At 59.1% G+C, this 18,901-nt stretch carries 20 protein-coding genes; 11 read left to right on the top strand and 9 right to left on the bottom strand.

Features of this window, described 5'->3' with window-relative positions; all coding sequences use genetic code 11:
* Positions 1–195 precede the first annotated feature (195 nt).
* The 3 genes from AC1RBR_RS10055 to AC1RBR_RS10045 all read left to right on the top strand — a co-directional run bounded on the left by AC1RBR_RS10055 (position 196) and on the right by AC1RBR_RS10045 (position 1,255).
* Entirely contained in the window at positions 196–546 is a 351-nt protein-coding gene (locus AC1RBR_RS10055) for a hypothetical protein (protein WP_007965394.1), read from the top strand.
* Between the two features lie 229 nt (positions 547–775).
* The gene (locus AC1RBR_RS10050; RefSeq protein WP_025108897.1) at positions 776–970 is read left to right on the top strand and encodes a hypothetical protein; all 195 of its coding nucleotides are present in this window, start codon (positions 776–778) and stop codon (positions 968–970) included.
* 102 nt (positions 971–1,072) lie between these two features.
* Complete coding sequence (locus AC1RBR_RS10045) at positions 1,073–1,255, top strand: hypothetical protein (protein ID WP_095138784.1); 183 nt, start codon at positions 1,073–1,075, stop codon at positions 1,253–1,255.
* Here AC1RBR_RS10045 and AC1RBR_RS10040 read toward each other — a convergent pair.
* Together AC1RBR_RS10040 and AC1RBR_RS10035 are read right to left on the bottom strand one after the other, a co-directional pair.
* Positions 1,252–2,313, bottom strand: a complete 1,062-nt coding sequence (locus AC1RBR_RS10040; RefSeq protein WP_095138783.1) for an AI-2E family transporter — start codon at positions 2,311–2,313, stop codon at positions 1,252–1,254. The genes AC1RBR_RS10045 and AC1RBR_RS10040 overlap by 4 nt on opposite strands.
* 117 nt (positions 2,314–2,430) lie before the next feature.
* A complete protein-coding gene (locus AC1RBR_RS10035) occupies positions 2,431–3,117 on the bottom strand; it encodes a cysteine hydrolase family protein (RefSeq protein ID WP_492564131.1) in 687 nt (228 codons plus the stop codon).
* A 192-nt stretch (positions 3,118–3,309) separates the two neighbouring features.
* On the opposite strand from AC1RBR_RS10035, the gene trhP reads away from it, so the two are divergent.
* On the top strand, positions 3,310–4,644 hold the full coding sequence (gene trhP, locus AC1RBR_RS10030) for a prephenate-dependent tRNA uridine(34) hydroxylase TrhP (RefSeq protein ID WP_492564130.1): 1,335 nt from the start codon (positions 3,310–3,312) through the stop codon (positions 4,642–4,644).
* A gap of 88 nt (positions 4,645–4,732) precedes the next feature.
* On the opposite strand, the gene AC1RBR_RS10025 is transcribed toward trhP, so the two are convergent.
* Positions 4,733–5,623 (bottom strand): LysR family transcriptional regulator, encoded by an 891-nt coding sequence (locus AC1RBR_RS10025; protein ID WP_492567225.1) that lies wholly within the window; start codon positions 5,621–5,623, stop codon positions 4,733–4,735.
* Positions 5,624–5,724: 101 nt separating this feature from the next.
* Here AC1RBR_RS10025 and AC1RBR_RS10020 point away from each other — a divergent pair, with 101 nt between their 5' ends.
* Positions 5,725–6,618 carry a DMT family transporter gene (locus AC1RBR_RS10020; RefSeq protein ID WP_492564129.1) on the top strand — a complete coding sequence of 298 codons (894 nt, stop codon included), beginning with the start codon at positions 5,725–5,727 and terminating at the stop codon, positions 6,616–6,618.
* 135 nt (positions 6,619–6,753) lie between these two features.
* Here AC1RBR_RS10020 and AC1RBR_RS10015 read toward each other — a convergent pair whose 3' ends face one another.
* Positions 6,754–6,987 (bottom strand): hypothetical protein, encoded by a 234-nt coding sequence (locus tag AC1RBR_RS10015; protein ID WP_492564127.1) that lies wholly within the window; start codon positions 6,985–6,987, stop codon positions 6,754–6,756.
* A 92-nt stretch (positions 6,988–7,079) separates the two neighbouring features.
* Positions 7,080–7,793, bottom strand: a complete 714-nt coding sequence (locus AC1RBR_RS10010; protein WP_115985638.1) for a FadR/GntR family transcriptional regulator — start codon at positions 7,791–7,793, stop codon at positions 7,080–7,082.
* A gap of 368 nt (positions 7,794–8,161) precedes the next feature.
* Here AC1RBR_RS10010 and AC1RBR_RS10005 point away from each other — a divergent pair, with 368 nt between their 5' ends.
* Together AC1RBR_RS10005 and gudD are read left to right on the top strand one after the other, a co-directional pair.
* Positions 8,162–9,508: an MFS transporter gene (locus tag AC1RBR_RS10005; RefSeq protein ID WP_166496689.1), complete on the top strand. Its 1,347-nt coding sequence runs from the start codon at positions 8,162–8,164 to the stop codon at positions 9,506–9,508.
* A gap of 25 nt (positions 9,509–9,533) precedes the next feature.
* Positions 9,534–10,877 carry a glucarate dehydratase gene (gudD, locus tag AC1RBR_RS10000; protein ID WP_492564125.1) on the top strand — a complete coding sequence of 448 codons (1,344 nt, stop codon included), beginning with the start codon at positions 9,534–9,536 and terminating at the stop codon, positions 10,875–10,877.
* A gap of 131 nt (positions 10,878–11,008) precedes the next feature.
* Here gudD and AC1RBR_RS09995 read toward each other — a convergent pair whose 3' ends face one another.
* Complete coding sequence (locus AC1RBR_RS09995; RefSeq protein ID WP_492564123.1) at positions 11,009–11,881, bottom strand: LysR family transcriptional regulator; 873 nt, start codon at positions 11,879–11,881, stop codon at positions 11,009–11,011.
* 160 nt (positions 11,882–12,041) lie between these two features.
* Between AC1RBR_RS09995 and ampC the strand changes: the two genes are divergently transcribed.
* The 3 genes from ampC to AC1RBR_RS09980 all read left to right on the top strand — a co-directional run bounded on the left by ampC (position 12,042) and on the right by AC1RBR_RS09980 (position 15,680).
* Positions 12,042–13,208, top strand: coding sequence for a class C beta-lactamase (ampC, locus tag AC1RBR_RS09990; protein WP_492564121.1), 1,167 nt, complete (start codon positions 12,042–12,044; stop codon positions 13,206–13,208).
* Positions 13,209–13,699: 491 nt separating this feature from the next.
* Positions 13,700–15,067: an AAA family ATPase gene (locus tag AC1RBR_RS09985; RefSeq protein ID WP_492564119.1), complete on the top strand. Its 1,368-nt coding sequence runs from the start codon at positions 13,700–13,702 to the stop codon at positions 15,065–15,067.
* On the top strand, positions 15,060–15,680 hold the full coding sequence (locus AC1RBR_RS09980) for a retron system putative HNH endonuclease (protein ID WP_236177401.1): 621 nt from the start codon (positions 15,060–15,062) through the stop codon (positions 15,678–15,680). The genes AC1RBR_RS09985 and AC1RBR_RS09980 overlap by 8 nt, the downstream gene beginning before the upstream one ends.
* A gap of 87 nt (positions 15,681–15,767) precedes the next feature.
* On the opposite strand, the gene AC1RBR_RS09975 is transcribed toward AC1RBR_RS09980, so the two are convergent.
* The gene (locus AC1RBR_RS09975; RefSeq protein WP_492564116.1) at positions 15,768–16,340 is read right to left on the bottom strand and encodes a DUF4174 domain-containing protein; all 573 of its coding nucleotides are present in this window, start codon (positions 16,338–16,340) and stop codon (positions 15,768–15,770) included.
* A 209-nt stretch (positions 16,341–16,549) separates the two neighbouring features.
* On the opposite strand from AC1RBR_RS09975, the gene AC1RBR_RS09970 reads away from it, so the two are divergent.
* Positions 16,550–17,023, top strand: coding sequence for a GNAT family N-acetyltransferase (locus tag AC1RBR_RS09970; protein ID WP_492564114.1), 474 nt, complete (start codon positions 16,550–16,552; stop codon positions 17,021–17,023).
* 40 nt (positions 17,024–17,063) lie between these two features.
* Here the strand turns inward: AC1RBR_RS09970 and AC1RBR_RS09965 are convergent, their stop codons facing one another.
* On the bottom strand, positions 17,064–17,849 hold the full coding sequence (locus AC1RBR_RS09965; RefSeq protein WP_064586898.1) for a sulfite exporter TauE/SafE family protein: 786 nt from the start codon (positions 17,847–17,849) through the stop codon (positions 17,064–17,066).
* A gap of 211 nt (positions 17,850–18,060) precedes the next feature.
* Positions 18,061–18,810, bottom strand: a complete 750-nt coding sequence (locus AC1RBR_RS09960; RefSeq protein ID WP_492564112.1) for a hypothetical protein — start codon at positions 18,808–18,810, stop codon at positions 18,061–18,063.
* Positions 18,811–18,901 lie beyond the last annotated feature (91 nt).

The following is an 18,901-nucleotide window of genomic DNA, read 5'->3' as shown; positions in this document are numbered from 1 at the left end:
ACGATCATAAGCGCCTGTCTGCAACGGGCCGCGAGCCCCTTTGACCTGCCGGTAAAGAAACCGGTACAGACCTTACACAAAATTTACCCAACGGCCGTGCTGATTTTCAGAATTTCGCTGTCATAGAAGTATCCCCGCGACAACGTTGGGCCTGGTGCAGGCCCGGACGCCGGGTCGAAAAACCGAGGAATTATCATGATTCGTAAACTCCCCATCGTGGCCTTGTTGATTGGTGCATTCGCTATCACAGGTCAGGCAGAAGCCCACGGCGGTGGCTGGCAGGGTCCGGCAGTGTTTGGTGCGATCGTCGGCTCGGCCATCATCGGCTCCGCATTGATCAACCAGGACCGGCCGGTCTACGTGCAACAGCCTGTTTACGCTCAACCGGCACCGGTTTATGTGCAACAACCGCCACCACCGGTCTACTACCAGCCGGCCCCGGTGTACGTGCAACAACCGGTTTATGTGCCAGGCCCGGTCTACTACGGCCCGCCACGCGGCTACTACGGCCGGCCACATGGCTACTACGGTGGCCCACGCTGGTAATCTCAAACATCAAGCCCCGCTTTATAGCGGGGCTTTTTTATGACCGTCGGTCGGGCAGAGTCTGAAAAAATCTCGTCAAGGTCGCTGTGAGGACAGTTCCAGCAGCTAAAGTCGGCATGATGGACTTGACCGTTGGGGGCAAAACACAGAACGGTCATCTATTTGTCATGACGGAACCGCAATCTGAATCCGTCCGTAAACAACAGGTTGATAAAAACAAGGACGACCCATGCCTACACAAAATCCGCACCGCATCGTCGGCCTGTGCACTTCAAGCAAGGTGTACAGCGCGCTGACTGAACTGAAACACCTGGAAGGCCACCGCTGCGCCAAGTTTCTTTCGCTGCTGGCGGAGAATCTCGTGCACAAGGGCCTGCTCAATGAGCGCGAAGTGGTGCACATGCTCGACCAGGTTGTCGACTGATTCAGCCCTCACTGTGATCAATGACCACTATCAAAAGCGTTGATTGTTCCTGAGCGCAGCGAATCCCTAAGGTAACTCCACAGATTGATGGAGGTACTTTTCATGGCTCAGGTTCAAATCATGTCGGTAATCGGCAGCGCTGTTCCCGCATCGCTCAGAGCGTCGGGATTGCTCGCCTGCTGGTATCTGGTGCGCGAAGGCGAGCCGATCAGCGGCCCGCTCACGTCGCTGACAGCGGCGCAGGCCCTGTCACAGAAGTTGGTCAGTGCGCCGTTCCACGCCTAAGGCAACTGGACTTTCGGTTTGGTCTCGATGAACAGCGCCCAACTGGACATGAACAGCGCCGCGATCAGCGGCCCGATCACGAAACCGTTGAGGCCGAATACCGCGAGACCGCCGAGGGTCGAGATCAGGATCATGTAATCGGGCATGCGCGTGTCCTTGCCGACCAGGATCGGGCGCAGCAGGTTGTCCACCAGGCCGATCACAAACACACCGAACAGCGCCAGCACCACGCCCTGCCAGATCATCCCGCTGAGCAAGAAATACAGCGCCACCGGCGCCCAGACAATCCCCGCACCCACCGCCGGCAACAGCGACAGAAAGCCCATCAACACCGCCCACAGCAACGCGCTGGGGATGTCGAGAAACCAGAAAATCGCCCCACCCAATGCGCCCTGAGTGACCGCCACCACCAGGTTGCCCTTGACTGTCGCGCGTACCACCCGGTTGAACTTCAACTGCAAACGGCGTTTGTGGCTCTCTTCCAGTGGCACCGCGGTGCGTACCTTGCGCACCAGTTCGGCGCCATCACGCAAAAAGAAAAACAGCAGGTACAGCATGATGCCGAAGCTGACCACGAACTCGAACGTCCCCTGGCCGAAACTGAAGGCCTGACTCGCCAGCACCTGGCTGCCCTGCATCGACGCCTTGACGATTTTCTCGCGCACGCCGTTGAGCTCGCCCATGCCGAAGCGATCGAGCAGATGCTGGAAGTACGGGGGCAGGCTGTGCTTGAACTGCGCCAGATAGGCACCGATGTCCAGTTGGCCGCTTTCGATGTTGTTGTACAGCGTTGCGCCTTCCTGGACCAACAGGATGCTGAGGATGATCACCGGCAGAATCGCGATCACCAGGCAGATGCCCAGAGTGCAGAGCGCTGTCAGGTTGCGCCGCCAGCCAAACTTGAGCTGTAACTTGCGCTGCATCGGCGCAAACAGAATGCCGAGAATCACCGCCCAGAACACCGCGCCGTAGAACGGCAGCAGAATCCAGATGAAGGCGACCGTCACCAACAGCAACAGCACGGTGAGGGATTTGAATTGCAGGGTTTTTTCGTTCATGTCCGATCCATGTCAGTCAGGCGTCTCGCACGCCCCGAACCTTAGTCAGCCGGGGCGCGCGCGAGTGCCATCTTTGTTCATGGAGCATAGATTGCCTGGACGATGCAGCTCGGCTAATCAGCGCACCGGCAGTTTGACGATCTGCGCAGTGCTCAACACGTCGCCGAAGGTGTCTTCGACTTCCGCCAATGCGGCTTTGTGCAGGGAGTCCTTATGGATGGTTACGCCGTTAGCCCTAGTGATGGCGCGGGTCGCCGAGGCATCGGAGGCGACAATCACGTTGTAACCCAAAGGCGCGGCATCCCGAGCGGCACCCGCCACGCAGGCGTGGGTCATCAGGCCGGAAATGATCAGGGTCTGGATGCCGGCCTGTTTCAGTTGCTGGTCAAGGTCGGTACTGGCGAACACGCTGACGGTGCTTTTTTGCAGCACCACGTCTTGCAGGCGCGGCTGCATGTCTTGGTGAAATTTGACGGTCTGACCATCGATGGCAAATACCGGCGAACCGGCCGGCGCGACGTGCTGCACGTGATACACCGGGATCTTGTGACTGTCGGCAAAGGTGATCAGCTCTCGGGTTTTCGCCAGCGCAGCGGCACCGTCCGGGATCGGCATCTTGCCGTTGAAGTACTCATTCTGAAAATCAATCACCACCAGCGCAGACTTGCCCGCTGGCAGATGATCGACCGGTGTAGCGCCGGACATTGCCCGAATGGTCGGGTGGTTGTCGGCCATCGCTGCGCTGCTGGCCATTACACCGGAAAATGCACAAGCGGTGAGAAAGCGGCGAGTAAAGTTCTGCATGGGAAAGTCCTGCTTCGGTTGATTTGATAAGCGAATCTTAAGCAGCCACCACCGCACCGAACACAGTGAAACCGGCACATGATCTGTGCCCTTTCTGCACAGATAAACTCCGCGCACGCAAACGTAGATCCAGATCAATAAACCGCACTTGCCACTGCACTACCCTGCCGCGCTTTTGCGACCGATGCCGCCATGAAGCCAGACCTCCCCCTCGCCGCCCCGGAATTGCTCGCCCCCGCCGGCACCCTGAAGAACATGCGCTACGCCTTCGCCTACGGTGCCGATGCGGTCTATGCTGGCCAGCCGCGGTACAGCCTGCGGGTGCGCAACAACGAGTTCGACCACGCCAACCTCGCCCTCGGCATTCGCGAAGCGCAGGCCCAGGGCAAGCGCTTCTACGTGGTGGTCAACATCGCCCCGCACAACGCCAAACTGAAGACATTCCTCAAGGATCTGACGCCGGTGATCGAGATGGCGCCGGACGCACTGATCATGTCCGACCCGGGCCTGATCATGCTGGTGCGCCGGCACTTCCCGCAGATGCCGATCCACCTTTCGGTGCAGGCCAACACGGTGAACTGGGCGAGCGTCGAGTTCTGGCAGCAACAAGGCCTGAGCCGGATCATCCTGTCGCGGGAATTGTCGCTGGAAGAAATCGGCGAAATCCGCGAACAGGTGCCCGGCATGGAGCTGGAAGTGTTCGTCCACGGAGCACTGTGCATGGCCTACTCCGGGCGCTGCCTGCTGTCGGGCTACATGAACAAACGCGACGCCAATCAGGGCACCTGCACCAACGCTTGCCGCTGGAAGTATTCAGCACAGCAAGCCACGGAAAATCAGCTCGGCGAGATCGTGCAGACCTTTCAGCCGGAGCCGACCCTGGGCATTGGCGCGCCGACCGATCAAGTGTTCCTGCTGCAGGAAGCCAATCGCCCCGAGGAGTTGATGCCGGCATTTGAAGACGAGCACGGCACCTACATCATGAACGCCAAGGATCTGCGCGCGGTGCAGCACGTCGAACGCCTGACGCGCATGGGCGTGCATTCGCTGAAGATCGAGGGCCGGACCAAATCGCACTTCTATTGCGCGCGCACCACCCAGGTCTATCGCCGGGCGATCGACGATGCAGTGGCCGGACGCGAGTTCGATCGCAGCCTGATGACCGATCTGGAATCACTGGCCCAGCGCGGCTACACCGAAGGTTTTCTGCGCCGCCATGTGCATGACGAATACCAGAATTATCAGAACGGCAGCTCGGTGTCCGAGCGCCAGCAGTTCGTCGGCGAACTGACCGGCGAGCGCCGCGACCGGTTGGCCGAGGTCAAGGTGAAGAACCGTTTTGCCCTCGGCGATCATCTGGAACTGATGACGCCCAAGGGCAATTTCCACTTCGACCTGCACCAGTTGCAGAGTGCCAACGGTGAAGCCATTGACGTCGCCCCCGGTGACGGGCACACGGTGTACCTGCCAATTCCGGATGCGGTGGATTTGCGCTTTGGCCTGCTGATGCGCGACCTGAGTTCCTGAATCCACCCTGTAGGAGCTGCCGCAGGCTGCGATCTTTTGATCTGGTTTTTCAACAACAAAGTCAAAAGATCGCAGCCTGCGGCAGCTCCTACAGGGGAAACGCGGGGTAACGGGATAAGAGGAATTCCTCGCGCAACATCGCCACAAACGCCTCACGCGCCGGGTGTACCCCGGCGTTTTCGTGCCAGTAAAACAGGTTGTCGATCGCCGTCAGTTCGGAAAACTCATAGCCCACGCAGCCAGCGCCTCTGGCGTATTGCTCGAACACGCCTTTAGGCACCAGCGCGACCCCGGCGCCAGCACTTACGCAACCAACAATCGCCCCGTAACTGGCCAGGCTGACAATCGGCAGCGCCTGGCCCTGACGCAACAGCCAGAGCTCCAGCGCCGCCCGATACGGGCAACCCTGCGGCCACATGAACACGGTTTTGTCCTGCAGATCGTGGATGTCGCGCACCGGGCCGAACGACGTCGAAGCAATCAGCAGCAGCTCCTCGCGGTACATCGGTGTGCGTTTGAGCTGCGAGCGCTCGACGTCCACTGCGACGATTGCGCCGTCGAGGCGATGGTTGACGGTGTCGTCGAGCAATTGGCCCCAGGTGCCAGTGGTCAACTCCAGTGCCACCTGCGGATAGCGCTGGTGAAATTTGGCCAACAGTCGGGGCAAACGCCCGGTGGCCGAGGACTCGATCGCGCCGATACGCAGCGGGCCGGACGGCTCGGCGCCGGGATCTACTGCGCGCTTGGCTTCGGCGGTCAGTGCCAGAATCCGCTCGGCATAAGCGAGAAACGTCTGTCCCGCCGGGCTGATCCGCAGCCCGCGCCCCTCGCGCAGAAACAGCGCCACACCGAGCTCCGCTTCCAATGCCTTGATCCGTGCGGTGATGTTTGACGGCACACAAAACAACTTTTCAGCAGCGCGGACAATGCTGCCCTCGTCGGCCACGGTCTTGAACATGCGGATCTGCGCCAGCTCCATACTCATCACTCAAAGTGAACATTCAGCGCAGTATAAGTCAGTTGTGGAGACCTGTTGACCGCCCGGATACTCGGCGCATCAACCCTTGCGGTGCGCCGATCATGCCGTCTCCTTCTCCTGTAAAAATCATTCTGGCCATGGCCTTCGTGGTCGGCTGCTGGGCCTATTCGCCGACCGGCATTCACATCGGCCTGCAAGCCTACGACCCCGGGCACCTGGCGTTATTGCGGTTTCTCCTGGCGTCGCTGTTCATGGCCGTGATCGCGGCGCTCAAAGGCATTCGCCTGCCGCAACCGCGCGACGTGCCGCTGTTGTTCGCCCTGGGATTTTTTGCCGTCAGCCTGCATCACGTGGCGCTGAACATCGGCCAGCAAAGCGTCAGCGCCGGCGCCTCCAGCGTACTGGCGCAGTCGAGCCCATTGTTCAGTACGCTGCTGGCGCGCTACGTATTCAAGGATCAGGTCAGTGTCTGGCGTTGGGGCTGCGTGTTGCTGGGACTGGTCGGGGTGGTGATCGTGGTCAGCGCCGATCAAGGCCTGGGGCAGATCGACGCGCATGGCTTGCTGATTCTGCTGGCGGCGCTGTCATGGAGCATTTATTTCGCCCTGCAAAAACATCACGCCCGGCGTTATGACGGCTTCAGTCTGGCCTGTTATGCGGTGTGGTCGGGGACGCTGCTGTTGCTGATTTATCTGCCGGGGCTGGGTGCGGCGGTGTTGCAAGCGCCGCTAAGAGTGCAATGGGCAGTGCTGGCGCTGGGGGTATTTCCCAGTGCACTGGCCTATCTGGCCTGGGGCTTTGTGCTCAAGCATGTGGACTTGAGCCGGGCGACAATGACGTTCTACCTGATACCACCGACGGCGATGGGGATTGCTTCGCTGGGATTGGGCGAGCGGCCGACGCTGATGGTGCTGGCGGGGTCGACGGTGGTGTTGATCAGTGTGCTGGCGTTGAATCTGGAGCGGCGGGTGGAGGGTCGACCGGTTGAGGTCTGATCGAGGTTTTTACTGAGGCTGATGACCCCATCGCGAGCAGGCTCACTCCTACAGGGGGATGCGTTCTACCTGTGGGAGCGAGCTAGCTCGCGAAAGGGCCGGCGCAGACTATAAATATCTCATGCCGGGTCAGCCTCAGCGCCTGTCATCCGACAACGGCGTCGGCTCATCCGCCGGCGGCACATCATCATCGTCCGCCGCCGGATCCTTCCAGTCTTCCGGCCGATCGGCATCACTCAGCGGATCACGCCCGGGGCTCATGCCCGGCGGCGCATCGTGATCGGTCAGTGTCGGCTCATCCGTGCCAGGCACCGGACGGGTCGGATCGGTCGGCAGCACACCACCTTGAAACAGCAAATCATTAGCCATGACACACCTCACCAAGGAGGTCCGGAAAACCCGGGCCATACAGCTTGGAAGCGTGCCTGCGCAGGCCGTGCCATTGAGCAGACCAACGGCAATCAGCCCTGCGCACCGAAGCGGTCGCGGCTGTTGGTCAGGTGCAGCCACATGGCCGCGCGCGCCGCGTCCGGATCCTGACGCTTGATCGCATTCAGGATCGCTTCGTGCTCCAGATGCGCCAACTGCCCCAGCTTGCTCAGATCCGCTGCGCCACGCTCGGCGGCATTGAGCCGCTGACGCGGAATCATCGCGCTGCCCAGATGCTGCATGATTTCGCTGAAACAGACATTGCCAGTGGCTTCGGCGATCAGCAGGTGAAAACGTCGGTCGGCTTCAACACAACTGTCATTGCTGTCCAACAGGCGCTGATAGTCATCCAGCGCTTGGCGCATCTGCAGCAGTTGCTGCTCGCTGCGCCGTTGCGCGGCCAACGCGGCGGCCTGGGTCTCCAGGCCCATGCGCAATTCAAGAATGCTGCGCACCCCAAGCGCGGTGTCGACATTCAGGCGCAAGCCCTGCTCCGCGACGCGCTCGATGACGAACGTGCCGATGCCGTGCCGCGTCTCCACCAGCCCCGACGCCTGCAACTTGGAAATCGCCTCGCGCACCACCGTGCGACTGACGCCGTGCTCCTGAACGATGGCGTTCTCCGACGGCAGTTTGTCGCCGGGCGACAGCTGGCCGAGCAGGATGCTCTGGGTGAGTTTTTCCACCAGATCATGCGCAAGGTTATGCGCACGTTTGCGGGCGGGAGCGTCGAGGTCTTCTTGCATGTTCGGTTCCGGTGATCGGGGCTTGGCGATCGTAGCACTGCGCGGTGGCTGACGAGATTTGATTTTAGCGCCGAATCAGCCTTCAACTTGTATGACAACACTCAATGCAAAAGAAAACAACTGCAACAAGCAAGCGCTACGCCCTGTTTGAACATTTAGATCGTGAACCGTGAAGTGCGTCTGACGGGTGCGTCTAGAACCAATAAAAACTGGGCCAACCACCAAAAAGAAATAAAAAATTCGTTCACCAGACAAATTTAATCGCTGCACCCCACTTGTAGGACAAAAAATCTAAGTTGTATGATGTCTATCAACAACGCAGCACCCAGCCCTACCCCGCATAAAAATAATCAGTGGGAGAAAACCAAGTGAAAACCTCCGTCTCCGGGATGAACGAGGGCGTCGATTCGACACTCGCGTCCGCCATCTCGAAAGTGAAACGCCACGTCCTGCCGCTCTTCGTGATCATGTTCATCGTCAATTACATTGACCGGGTGAACATCGGTTTCGTCCGCACCCACATGGAACATGATCTGGGCATCGGCGCTGCCGCCTACGGCTTCGGCGCCGGTCTGTTCTTCATCGGTTACGCACTGTTCGAAGTGCCGTCCAACATGCTCCTGCAGAAAGTCGGCGCGCGCATCTGGCTGACCCGCATCATGTTCACCTGGGGTCTGGTCGCCGCCGGCATGGCGTTCATCCAGAACGAAACGCACTTCTACATCCTGCGCTTTCTGCTCGGCGTGGCCGAAGCCGGGTTCTTTCCCGGAGTGATCTACTACTTCACCCGCTGGCTGCCGGGTGCCGAACGCGGCAAGGCCATCGCGATTTTCCTCAGTGGTTCGGCGGTGGCCTCGCTGATCTCCGGCCCGCTGTCTGGCCTGCTCTTGCAGATCAACGGTCTGGGCATGCACGGCTGGCAATGGATGTACTTCATCGAAGGGATGTTTTCCGTAGGCCTGTGCGTGTTCGTGTGGTTCTGGCTCGACGCCAAACCCCACGACGCGAAATGGCTGACCCGCGCCGAACAGGACGCACTGGTCAGCGCCATCGACGATGAACAGAAGGCCCGCGAAGCCGCGACACCGATCCGTCCATCAATGGGCAAACTGCTCAAGGACCGGCAGATCATCCTGTTCTGTCTGATCTACTTCTTCATTCAGCTGACGATCTACGCTGCAACGTTCTGGCTGCCGAGCATCATCAAGAAAATGGGCGAGATGAGTGACTTCCAGGTCGGCCTGTTCAACTCGATTCCGTGGTTGCTGTCGATCGTCGGCATGTACGCCTTCGCCTCGCTCTCGGCCAAGTGGAAGCACCAGCAAGCCTGGGTCGCCACCGCATTGCTGATCGCCGCAGCGGGGATGTTCATGTCCACCACCGGCGGGCCGATTTTCGCCTTTGTCGCGATCTGTTTTGCCGCGCTGGGTTTCAAGTCCGCCTCGTCTTTGTTCTGGCCGATTCCGCAGGCCTATCTGGATGCACGGATCGCCGCGGCAGTGATCGCACTGATCAACTCGGTGGGCAACCTCGGCGGCTTCGTCGCGCCCACCACCTTCGGCCTGCTCGAAGAACACACCGGTTCGATTCAGGGCGGCCTCTACGGCCTGGCCGCGACCTCGATCATCGCCGCGGTCATCGTCTTCGCTGCACGCACCACCCCGAAACCCGCTGCTGACATCGCCGTGGCCGAAGCCGCGCCGAAGCACGCTTGAACTCTGTCTGATTAGGATAAAAACCATGACCGCATACGACACTGCCAAAGCGCCAATCATCACTGAAATGCAGGTGATTCCCGTGGCCGGCCACGACGGCATGCTGCTCAACTTGAGCGGCGCCCACGGGCCATTTTTCACCCGCAATATCGTCATCCTCAAGGACAACGCCGGGCACACCGGCGTCGGTGAAGTGCCCGGTGGCGAGCGCATCCGCCAGACGCTGGAGGACGCCCGCAGCCTGGTGCTCGGCAACGCGATCGGCAACTATCAGAAAATCCTCAATCAGGTGCGCCAGACCTTCGCCGAGCGTGACGCCGGCGGCCGTGGCCTGCAGACGTTCGACCTGCGCATCACCATCCACGCGGTCACCGGACTCGAAGCCGCCCTGCTCGATCTGCTCGGGCAACACCTCGACGTGCCAGTCGCGGCGCTGCTCGGCGAAGGCCAGCAACGCGACCAAGTGAAGATGCTCGGTTATCTGTTTTACGTCGGCGATCAACGCGAGACCGACCTCGCCTACCGCAGCGAACCGGATGCCGATAACGACTGGTTCCGCGTCCGTCACGAGAAGGCCATGAGCGCCGAAGCGGTGGTACGTCTGGCCGAAGCGGCGCAGGCGAAATACGGTTTCCAGGATTTCAAACTCAAGGGCGGCGTGCTCAGTGGCGACGCGGAAATCGAAGCGGTGACGGCGCTGGCCGAACGCTTTCCCGAGGCACGAATTACCCTCGACCCGAACGGCGCCTGGTCACTGAAAGAAGCGATCCGCCTGTGCCGCGATCAACATCACGTGCTGGCTTACGCAGAAGACCCGTGCGGTGCGGAAAACGGTTACTCGGGGCGCGAAGTCATGGCCGAGTTCCGCCGCGCCACCGGGCTGAAGACGGCGACCAACATGATCGCCACCGACTGGCGCGAAATGGGCCACGCCATCCAGTTGCAGTCGGTGGACATCCCCCTGGCCGACCCGCACTTCTGGACCATGCAAGGCTCGGTGCGTGTCGCGCAGTTGTGCCATGAGTGGGGCCTGACCTGGGGCTCGCACTCCAACAACCACTTCGATATTTCCCTGGCGATGTTTACCCACGTCGCGGCGGCGGCACCGGGCGACATCACCGCCATCGACACGCACTGGATCTGGCAGGACGGCCAGCGTCTGACCAAGGCACCGCTGCAAATTGTCGACGGTTGCGTGCAAGTGCCACAGAAACCGGGGCTGGGTGTGGAGCTGGACATGGATCAGTTGGCCAAGGCTCACGAACTGTACAAAGGCATGGGCCTCGGTGCGCGGGATGACAGCGTGGCGATGCAGTTTTTGATTCCGGGATGGACGTTCGATAACAAGCGGCCGTGTCTGGTGCGCTGAATCCTGATCTCTAGTCCACCACTGTCCCCTGTGGGAGCGGGCTCGCGAAGGCGGTGTGTCAGTCGATATTTGAGTTGACTGACACGCCGCCTTCGCGAGCAAGCCCGCTCCCACGGGGGGGGGGATTTATGTCAGGCAGAGATTTGCAGCAGCCAGTTTTTGAACGCCGTCATCGCCGCCGTCTCCGGCCGTGACTGCAAGCGCGTCAGCCAATAACTGCCAGTGGTGATTTCAATCGCAAACGGCTGGCGAATCACGTCCGCCGCCAGTTGCCGGGCGAACATCAGCGGCGGTGCCAACGCTACCCCGCTGCCCTGCAGCGCGGCCTCCATCATCGCCAGCGATGAGTCGAACACAATGCTCTGCGGCGGCGCCGCGTGAGTCGTCAGGCCGGCGGCGTGAAACCATTCCGGCCATTCATCGGTGCGATAGGAACGCAGCAAGCGCTGTTGCAGCAGATCCGTCGGCGTGTGCAGTTGCCGGGCGATTTCCGGCACGCACAGCACCGACAGGGGCGCATCGAGCAGTCGCGTCGCCTCGATCCCATGCCACGCCCCGGCGCCAAAACGAATCGCGTAATCCAGCCCTTCAGCGGCGACGTCGACCCGATTGTTGTGGGTCGACAGGCGCAAATCGATCAGCGGATGTTTCGCCTGAAAATCCGCCAGCCGCGGCAACAGCCAGCCGACCGCGAACGTCCCCACGGCGCCGACGGTCAACGTTTCGCGGTATTGTCCACCAGCCAGACGTTCAAGCATCTGCGCAATGTGATCGAACGAGGTGGTCAGCACTGGCAACAGGGTTTCGCCCTCCCCCGTCAGCATCAGCCCACGCGGCAGACGCTTGAACAGAGTGACGTTGAGCTGCGCCTCAAGGCTTTTCACCTGATGGCTCACCGCCGCCTGGGTCACGCACAGCTCGACGGCGGCACGGGTAAAGCTCAGATGCCGCGCCGAGGCTTCGAACGCGCGCAGTGCATTGAGCGGCAGTTGAGGTCGAATCATGCCCAGTCCTAAATTTTTCTAATGGCTCATGCGAAATATCATCGTTTGTCGACGAGTGCCAGACTGCCTAAATTGTCGGCGCTGATCAGTCGACTAACGTTTCAATTGCCCGCAGTCTAGCGGGATATCACCCTCAATACTCATGGAGAGTGGTTCACTCATGTCCTTCATCAACCCGAGCAAAGTCATTTCCTGCAGCGCATTCGGCGTAATTTTCGCTGCTAACGCGTGCCTGGCTGCCATGCCCAGCGACGAGCAACTGCAAGCCCTGGTGAATAAAGCCGTCACCCCGGTGATGCAGCAACAGCAGGTTCCGGGCCTGGTCGTGGCTATCACCGTCAGGGGTCAGCCGCATTACTTTAACTACGGCGTCGCCGCCAAGGATACCGGGCAGAAAGTCAGCGAAAATACTCTGTTCGAGATTGGCTCGGTGAGCAAAACCTTTGCTGCGACCCTAGCGGGCTACGCACAGGCCGCGGGCAAACTGGATCTGTCGACCAAGGCCAGCCAGCTCTGGCCAGAGCTCAAGGGCAGCGCATTCGATGGCATCAGCGTGCTGCAACTGGGCACCTACAGCGCCGGCGGCCTGCCGCTGCAATTCCCTGCTCCGTGGGATTCGGCGGAGAAGATGCTTGGCTATTACCAACAGTGGAAACCGAGCTTCCCGGCCGGCAGCCAGCGTCTGTACTCCAACCCGAGCCTGGGTCTGTTCGGTTATCTGGCCGCCAAGACCCTCGGTCAGTCATATGATCAGGCGATGAGCGAAACCCTGCTGCCGAAACTCGGCCTGCAACACACCTACCTGCAGGTGCCGAAAGCACAAATGAACCTGTACGCGCAGGGCTACGACAAGAATAACCAACCGGTGCGCGTCACCCCGGGCGCAATGGATTCAGAAGCCTACGGCGTGAAAACCAGCGCCGCCGACATGCTGCGATACGTGCAGGCCAACCTGAAACCGGCAAGCCTCGAAACCCCGCTGCAACAAGCCATCGCCAACACCCACACCGGTTATTACAGCGTCGGCGACATGACCCAGGGTCTGGGCTGGGAAATGTACCGTTACCCGATCAGCCTCGACCGCTTGCTGGCCGGTAACAGCACGGAAATGGCCATGCAGCCGCACAAGGTGCAATGGCTCAACCCGCCACAGCCGCAGGCGAAAAATGTGCTGATCAACAAGACCGGCTCTACCGGTGGCTTCGGGACCTACGTGGCGTTTGTGCCGAGCAAGGATGTTGGCATCGTGATCATGGCCAACAAGAACTTCCCGATTCCTGAACGGGTAAAGATTGCCCACAACATCCTCAGCGCTTTAGCCGACTGAAAATCAAAAGATCGCAACCTGCGGCAGCTCCTATATTGACCGAGTGAAAATCCGATCTTGCAGGAGCTGTCGCAGGCTGCGATCTGTTATTTTTGGCGCTTGAAGCTGCGCCTGCAACTTCCACCCGATGACATCCATCAGGTCACAGCTGTCACGCAACAGAATCGCCAACTACCTGCGTTTCATGGAAGCTTGCTTAATTCCCTACCCAGCGGACTTCCATATCTGGCCACTGTTTTTTTTCAGCGGTTCACGAAGGTTATCCCTCTGCCCCACAACGCACCAGTTCACCGAATTCGCCGCGCCCTGCAGGAAATATCCGCAGTGCATGAAGGCCTTTGTCTCAGACATTTCCGTAGGAATATGCTGCAACGAATTTTGAGGAGCGAGTGAATTTGTTGTATCTACACTGCAACGAATCAATCCTTGGCCAGGGATGACATAATGCGCGCCGAAGTATTTAAACCAACTGATTCTTAAAGGGCGTTGTAATGGAAATTCTCAACTTAAGCCTAAAGGATGTAGGTCGGTTTGCCGACCTGACCATTCACTTCGCCCCCACGAATAAAAACTCCTCGAACGTAACGGTGATCGTGGGAAATAACGGTGCTGGGAAAACCACACTATTGAAGTCACTTGCCACCTCGCTGAGCTGGTTGGTCTCCAGAATTCGTACCGAAAGAGGCACTGGTAGCCATTTAATAAACGATGATATTCGTACCGGCGCCTCATTTGCTTTTGTTACCGCGGCTCTGATAGACGGATCCAAAGCACGCGCAAATGTTCCCAGAGAGGTGGCAGAAGAAATCCTATATGTTTGGACTGTAGCCAGAGCCAAACAAGGAAGAAAATCGAGTGTTCATAGTGAGCTGACTCAAGCTAGCCACTTGGCAGACCGCTACCGAACAAAGTTGACGGAAGATGAAAAAGCATCTCTTCCCCTAATCGCCTACTATCCTGTCGAACGCTCCGTCCTCGAAATACCGCTAAAAATCCGCACCAAACACACCTTCGACCAACTCGACGGCTACGACAACTCACTCAACAGAGGCGTCGACTTCCGCCGGTTCTTCGAATGGTTCCGCGAAAGGGAAGACAGCGAAAACGAAACCGGCATTTCCGACACTGCATTGGCTGAAATCTCCGAGAAATTCGGACCGGATAGCGACGTCTGGAAAACCCTATCCAACCTGAAAGCATCTTCCCGCGACCGTCAGCTAACCGCCGTCCGCTCCGCCATCGCCGCCTTCATGCCCGGCTTCACCAACCTGCGCGTGCAACGCAAGCCGCGCCTGCACATGGCCATCGACAAGGACGGCGTCACCCTCAACGTCGCCCAACTCTCGCAAGGCGAGAAGTCGATGATGGCGCTGGTCGGTGATATCGCCCGTCGCCTGGCAATGATGAACCAGTCGTTGGATAACCCGCTCCACGGGGACGGCATCGTGCTGATCGACGAAGTGGATCTTCACCTGCACCCGAAATGGCAACGCAGTCTGATCCGCCAACTGAGCGAAACTTTCCCCAACTGCCAGTTCGTACTGACCACCCACTCGCCACTGGTCATCAGCGACGCCAAGGATGTGCTGGTTTACGTGCTCAATGACGGTGAAATCCACGAACACAAAGGCCTGTACGGACTTGATGCCAATCAGGTGCTGCTGGAAGTCATGAACACCGATATCCGCAACAGCGACGTTCAAAAACGCTTGAACGCACTGCTCGAACGCTTGCAGGACGGTGATCTGGAAACCGCACAAAAACTATTCGCCGAACTGGCAGAAGAACTTCCGGACGGTCATATCGAGCTGGCGAAAGCCGCGCTATTGCTGCGCAAACTGGAGTTGCGCCGTGCGTAAAATCACCAAGGGCGCCGAGCCGGAACAACTCATCAGATGGAAACGCGCCAACACAACATTACGTTACCGGGACCTGCCCAGCGAAGAACGCGTGAGCGTGCGCACGGCCTGTATAGCGGAACAGTTCAGCCTTTGCGCCTATTGCTGCCAGACCATTGCAGGCGACAACTCACATAACGAGCACGTTGAGGCCCAGGATAAAGCTCCCAATCGCACCTTGGAGTTCACCAACATCGTCGCCAGTTGCCAGCGCCAGAATCAATGTGGACATCATCGAGGCACGCGCCCACTGGATCTGACGCCGTTGATGGAGGAGTGCGAGTCGGAATTGAAGTTTTATCTGTCCGGCAGAGTGACCGGCAAAACTGAACGGGCAAATTCAGCTCTGGAAATTTTGAATCTCGGTCATACCGAAGAAAGCAATCGCGGACTCATAGGGGCGCGGAAACAGCTGGTTGATCAGCTGATCTTTACAGGAGGCATGCAACCCGATGACCTTGAAGATGAAGAGCTTCTGGGCATTCTCCTTGATGACATGCTGACTCCCAAGAATGGCCAGCTTGCGGCTTTCTCTCCGGTTCTGGTCAATGTCATCCGGCAGCTCCTGCCCTGACATTCAAAGTATCGTGATCATTCCCGCGGACAAAAAAATGGCGAACGTTTAAAACGTTCGCCATTTTTTATTCAGAGCCTGCCTCAATCAATCATCCGGCATTTGCGGTGGCTTGCTCGGTTTCACCGGTTTACTCGCCTTGGCGCCCTTCTCGCCTTTCTTGGCTGCCGGTTCGGCGGCAGCGGCGGCGGTTTCTGCGACTGTCGGTGCGCTGATTTCTTTCTCGCTCGCCGGCAGCGCATCAACCGTGTCGAAGATTTTCTTCAGATCCACCGATTTCGCTTCATCACCCGAGACCGAAAGCTTGATCTCGCCATCCTTGCCCAGCAGGAAAACCTTCGGGTACGCGCCGGCACCGAGTTTCAGCGATCGCAGCAAAGCCATGGTGTCCTGCTGACCAAGATCCTTGCCGTCGAGCTGGCCGGCCATATTGAGAATGGTGTAGACCTTGATGTTGCGATCGGTGACGCCTTTCTTGTTCGCCGGATCTTCCAGCGACTTTTTCAGCCCCACCCACACCGGGTCGACGGTGCTTTGCGCGATCACGATCAACGGTCGGGCCCGCCCCATGTCCCCGGCTATGGGCGAATCGTTGTCAGCGGCGAACAAGGGGCCGGCAATCGCCAGCAAGAGTGTCAGGGTCAGTGACCTGATGAGCATGCGCATCTCCTTTTGATATCCACGCTCTAATGATTGCGCATCGCGGCGATTGTTCCGGGGTTGTGCCCGGCAAATATGTTTCGCCTTGTCAGAAGCTTAGGTCAGCCGCGTCATTGCGCAACCGCATCGGCGTAATCGTGACGCGGATTTGATTACCTTTTATGAGCGCATTAGGGTGGTCGTTCTGCCCACGAAATGGAGTTCAACCCATGCACATCGACTACCTTTGCGATCACCCGCATTTGATTGAGGAACTGGCTGCGCTCAATTTCAAGGAATGGGGCGAATTCCGTGACGGCGATACCCTTGAAGCCCGCACCGAGCGAATGCGCGCGGCCTGCGGCAAGGGTGCGGTTCCCAGCGCGGTGGTGGCCATTGAAGACGGCCGATTGCTCGGTGGCGCGCTGTTGATCGACAGCGACATGAAGATCCGTCCCGAGCTGACGCCTTGGCTGGCCGGGGTTTATGTGAAGGCCGAGGAGCGTGGACGCGGGGTTGCTTCGCAGTTGGTCAACAGGATCGTCGATGAAGCGGCGGCGCTGGGCGTGACCGAGTTGTATCTGTACACCGACGCCGCGCAATCGCTGTATGCGCGGCTGGGGTGGGAGGTGGTCGAGGATCTGGTTTACGAAGAACTGCCAGTGACCGTCATGAAATTCAACATCCTTCAAGACCCACTGTAGGAGCTGCCGCAGGGGACTGCGGCGTCTCGAAAGGGCTGGTTCAGAACGCCAATTTGTAGCCGATCAACAGCAGCATGGTCGCCAGGCACGGGCGCAGCAATTCATCGGAAATGCGTCCGGTCAGGTGGCTGCCGAGCCAGATGCCCGGCAACGAACCCATGAGCAAAAAGCCCAGCACGCCCCAGTCCATGTTGCCCATGCTCGCGTGGCCCAGACCTGCAACCAGCGTCAACGGCACGGCGTGGGCGATTTCGGTGCCGACCAGGCGCCGGGTCGGCAGCAGCGGATAAAGGATGAACAGCGCGACCGTGCCGAGGGCGCCAGCGCCGATCGAGGTCAGGGCGACCATGGTGCCGAGGATCAACCCGGTGATCACCGTCATCACATTCAGGCGCGCGCCGCTCGGGTTGTAGTTGCCGCCCGCGCGCTTGTGGGCGAATTCGAGCAGGCGCTTCTTGAACAGAATCGCCAGCGCCGTGGCGAACAGCACGAAGCCCAAGGCTTGTTTGATGATCGCGTTCATCGCTTCGGGCGCGGTGTGCAGGGTGCTGAGAAACCACAACGTCATGGCGACTGCCGGCACGCTGCCGAGGGTCAGCCAGCCGGTGATGGCCCAGTCGATGTTGTTGTTCTTCTTGTGCACCAGCACGCCACTGGATTTGGTAATGGCCGCATACAGCAGGTCAGTGCCCACTGCTGTTGCCGGGTTGATGCCGAACCACAGCAGGATCGGCGTCATTAACGAACCGCCGCCGACACCGGTCATGCCGACAATAAAACCCACCACCAGCCCGGCAATCACCAGGCCGAAATTTGCCAATTCCATTAAGACGTCCAGAAAAACGACAGGAAAAATCTGGCCCGCAGCATAGCGATTTTTCATATAACCACATATATCGATGCGGTCTATCGTTATGCCCAACAATCACATTTAACAACGTAGGAGCTGCCGCAGGCTGCTATCTTTTGACTTTATTTTTTAAGATCAAGATCAAAAGATCGCAGCCTGCGGCAGCTCCTACAGGTTGCGGGGCGGCTTATTGCACGGGAAGGAAATTCAGGAACAACAGACTCTGCGCGTAATTCAACCCGATGCGCCGGTAGCGCTCGTCGAGCATCTGCGTCAGCAGATCGAGCCGCGCGACGATCTTGCCGAACTCGGTGGCGAAGCTGAGGTTGCTGCCCTCCTCCGAGATTTCGTTGGAGAACAGCAGCGGCTGGCCTTCCTTGTTCTGGCGCTGGGCCAGAATCCATGTGGCTTTTTCGATGTTGCGCGCGGCGTTGTGGACGAAGGTCGGGTTGATCGCATCAGTCATGTAGAACTCGACGCGATTGCCATGGGCAGTAAGCAGCATGCTTCCGATGGCATAGATGAAAGCGCCGACCCGATCCCCGAGAAACTCCGGACTCATCGCATAGCTGAGCGCCGCCAGATCCTTGCGGCCGCCCAGCACGGGCAACGGTTGCTGCTGCTCGACCGCCAGGCGCACCTGTTTCACCGCGGTGTTGATATCGAGGAAACCCGATTTGCGCAGCTCTTCCGGGTTGCGCAAATACAGCTTGCCCATCAACCGATAAAGGCTGTTGAGGTTGTCACGCATCGCCAGCGTGGCCATGCGGTCGACGCTGGTCTGCAGGAATTCCTGCGGTTGTCCTTCACGCATCTGAGCGATAAAGCCATTGCCGTCCTGATGCGAGCAACCACTGACAAACAGCAATGACAGACAGGCCAGCACCAGGCACGGGCGGTGAACAAATCGGGCGATCTGATGAAAAACTCTCGGCATGAATTCTCGAACAGGCACATTCCTGTGCGGCGGGCGTCGCCGCATCCTGGCCATGGATAGAGCCGGCAATTGCGAAAAAGTGCAGTGGCGG

This window comes from Pseudomonas sp. GW823-FHT01D03 (assembly GCF_058798255.1).
Note: the sequence above shows the minus strand (reverse complement) of the source record. Positions and strands in the feature narration are given on the sequence as shown.

What these genes read in the sequence shown, in the direction of transcription:
- AC1RBR_RS10055 (WP_007965394.1), top strand. Translation starts at nt 196, where the DNA reads ATGATTCGTAAACTCCCCATCGTGGCCTTGTTGATTGGTGCATTCGCT.
- AC1RBR_RS10050 (WP_025108897.1), top strand. Translation starts at nt 776, where the DNA reads ATGCCTACACAAAATCCGCACCGCATCGTCGGCCTGTGCACTTCAAGC.
- AC1RBR_RS10045 (WP_095138784.1), top strand. Translation starts at nt 1,073, where the DNA reads ATGGCTCAGGTTCAAATCATGTCGGTAATCGGCAGCGCTGTTCCCGCA.
- AC1RBR_RS10040 (WP_095138783.1), bottom strand. Translation starts at nt 2,313, where the DNA reads ATGAACGAAAAAACCCTGCAATTCAAATCCCTCACCGTGCTGTTGCTG.
- AC1RBR_RS10035 (WP_492564131.1), bottom strand. Translation starts at nt 3,117, where the DNA reads ATGCAGAACTTTACTCGCCGCTTTCTCACCGCTTGTGCATTTTCCGGT.
- trhP (WP_492564130.1), top strand. Translation starts at nt 3,310, where the DNA reads ATGAAGCCAGACCTCCCCCTCGCCGCCCCGGAATTGCTCGCCCCCGCC.
- AC1RBR_RS10025 (WP_492567225.1), bottom strand. Translation starts at nt 5,623, where the DNA reads ATGGAGCTGGCGCAGATCCGCATGTTCAAGACCGTGGCCGACGAGGGC.
- AC1RBR_RS10020 (WP_492564129.1), top strand. Translation starts at nt 5,725, where the DNA reads ATGCCGTCTCCTTCTCCTGTAAAAATCATTCTGGCCATGGCCTTCGTG.
- AC1RBR_RS10015 (WP_492564127.1), bottom strand. Translation starts at nt 6,987, where the DNA reads ATGGCTAATGATTTGCTGTTTCAAGGTGGTGTGCTGCCGACCGATCCG.
- AC1RBR_RS10010 (WP_115985638.1), bottom strand. Translation starts at nt 7,793, where the DNA reads ATGCAAGAAGACCTCGACGCTCCCGCCCGCAAACGTGCGCATAACCTT.
- gudD (WP_492564125.1), top strand. Translation starts at nt 9,534, where the DNA reads ATGACCGCATACGACACTGCCAAAGCGCCAATCATCACTGAAATGCAG.
- AC1RBR_RS09995 (WP_492564123.1), bottom strand. Translation starts at nt 11,881, where the DNA reads ATGATTCGACCTCAACTGCCGCTCAATGCACTGCGCGCGTTCGAAGCC.
- ampC (WP_492564121.1), top strand. Translation starts at nt 12,042, where the DNA reads ATGTCCTTCATCAACCCGAGCAAAGTCATTTCCTGCAGCGCATTCGGC.
- AC1RBR_RS09985 (WP_492564119.1), top strand. Translation starts at nt 13,700, where the DNA reads ATGGAAATTCTCAACTTAAGCCTAAAGGATGTAGGTCGGTTTGCCGAC.
- AC1RBR_RS09975 (WP_492564116.1), bottom strand. Translation starts at nt 16,340, where the DNA reads ATGCTCATCAGGTCACTGACCCTGACACTCTTGCTGGCGATTGCCGGC.
- AC1RBR_RS09970 (WP_492564114.1), top strand. Translation starts at nt 16,550, where the DNA reads ATGCACATCGACTACCTTTGCGATCACCCGCATTTGATTGAGGAACTG.
- AC1RBR_RS09965 (WP_064586898.1), bottom strand. Translation starts at nt 17,849, where the DNA reads ATGGAATTGGCAAATTTCGGCCTGGTGATTGCCGGGCTGGTGGTGGGT.
- AC1RBR_RS09960 (WP_492564112.1), bottom strand. Translation starts at nt 18,810, where the DNA reads ATGCCGAGAGTTTTTCATCAGATCGCCCGATTTGTTCACCGCCCGTGC.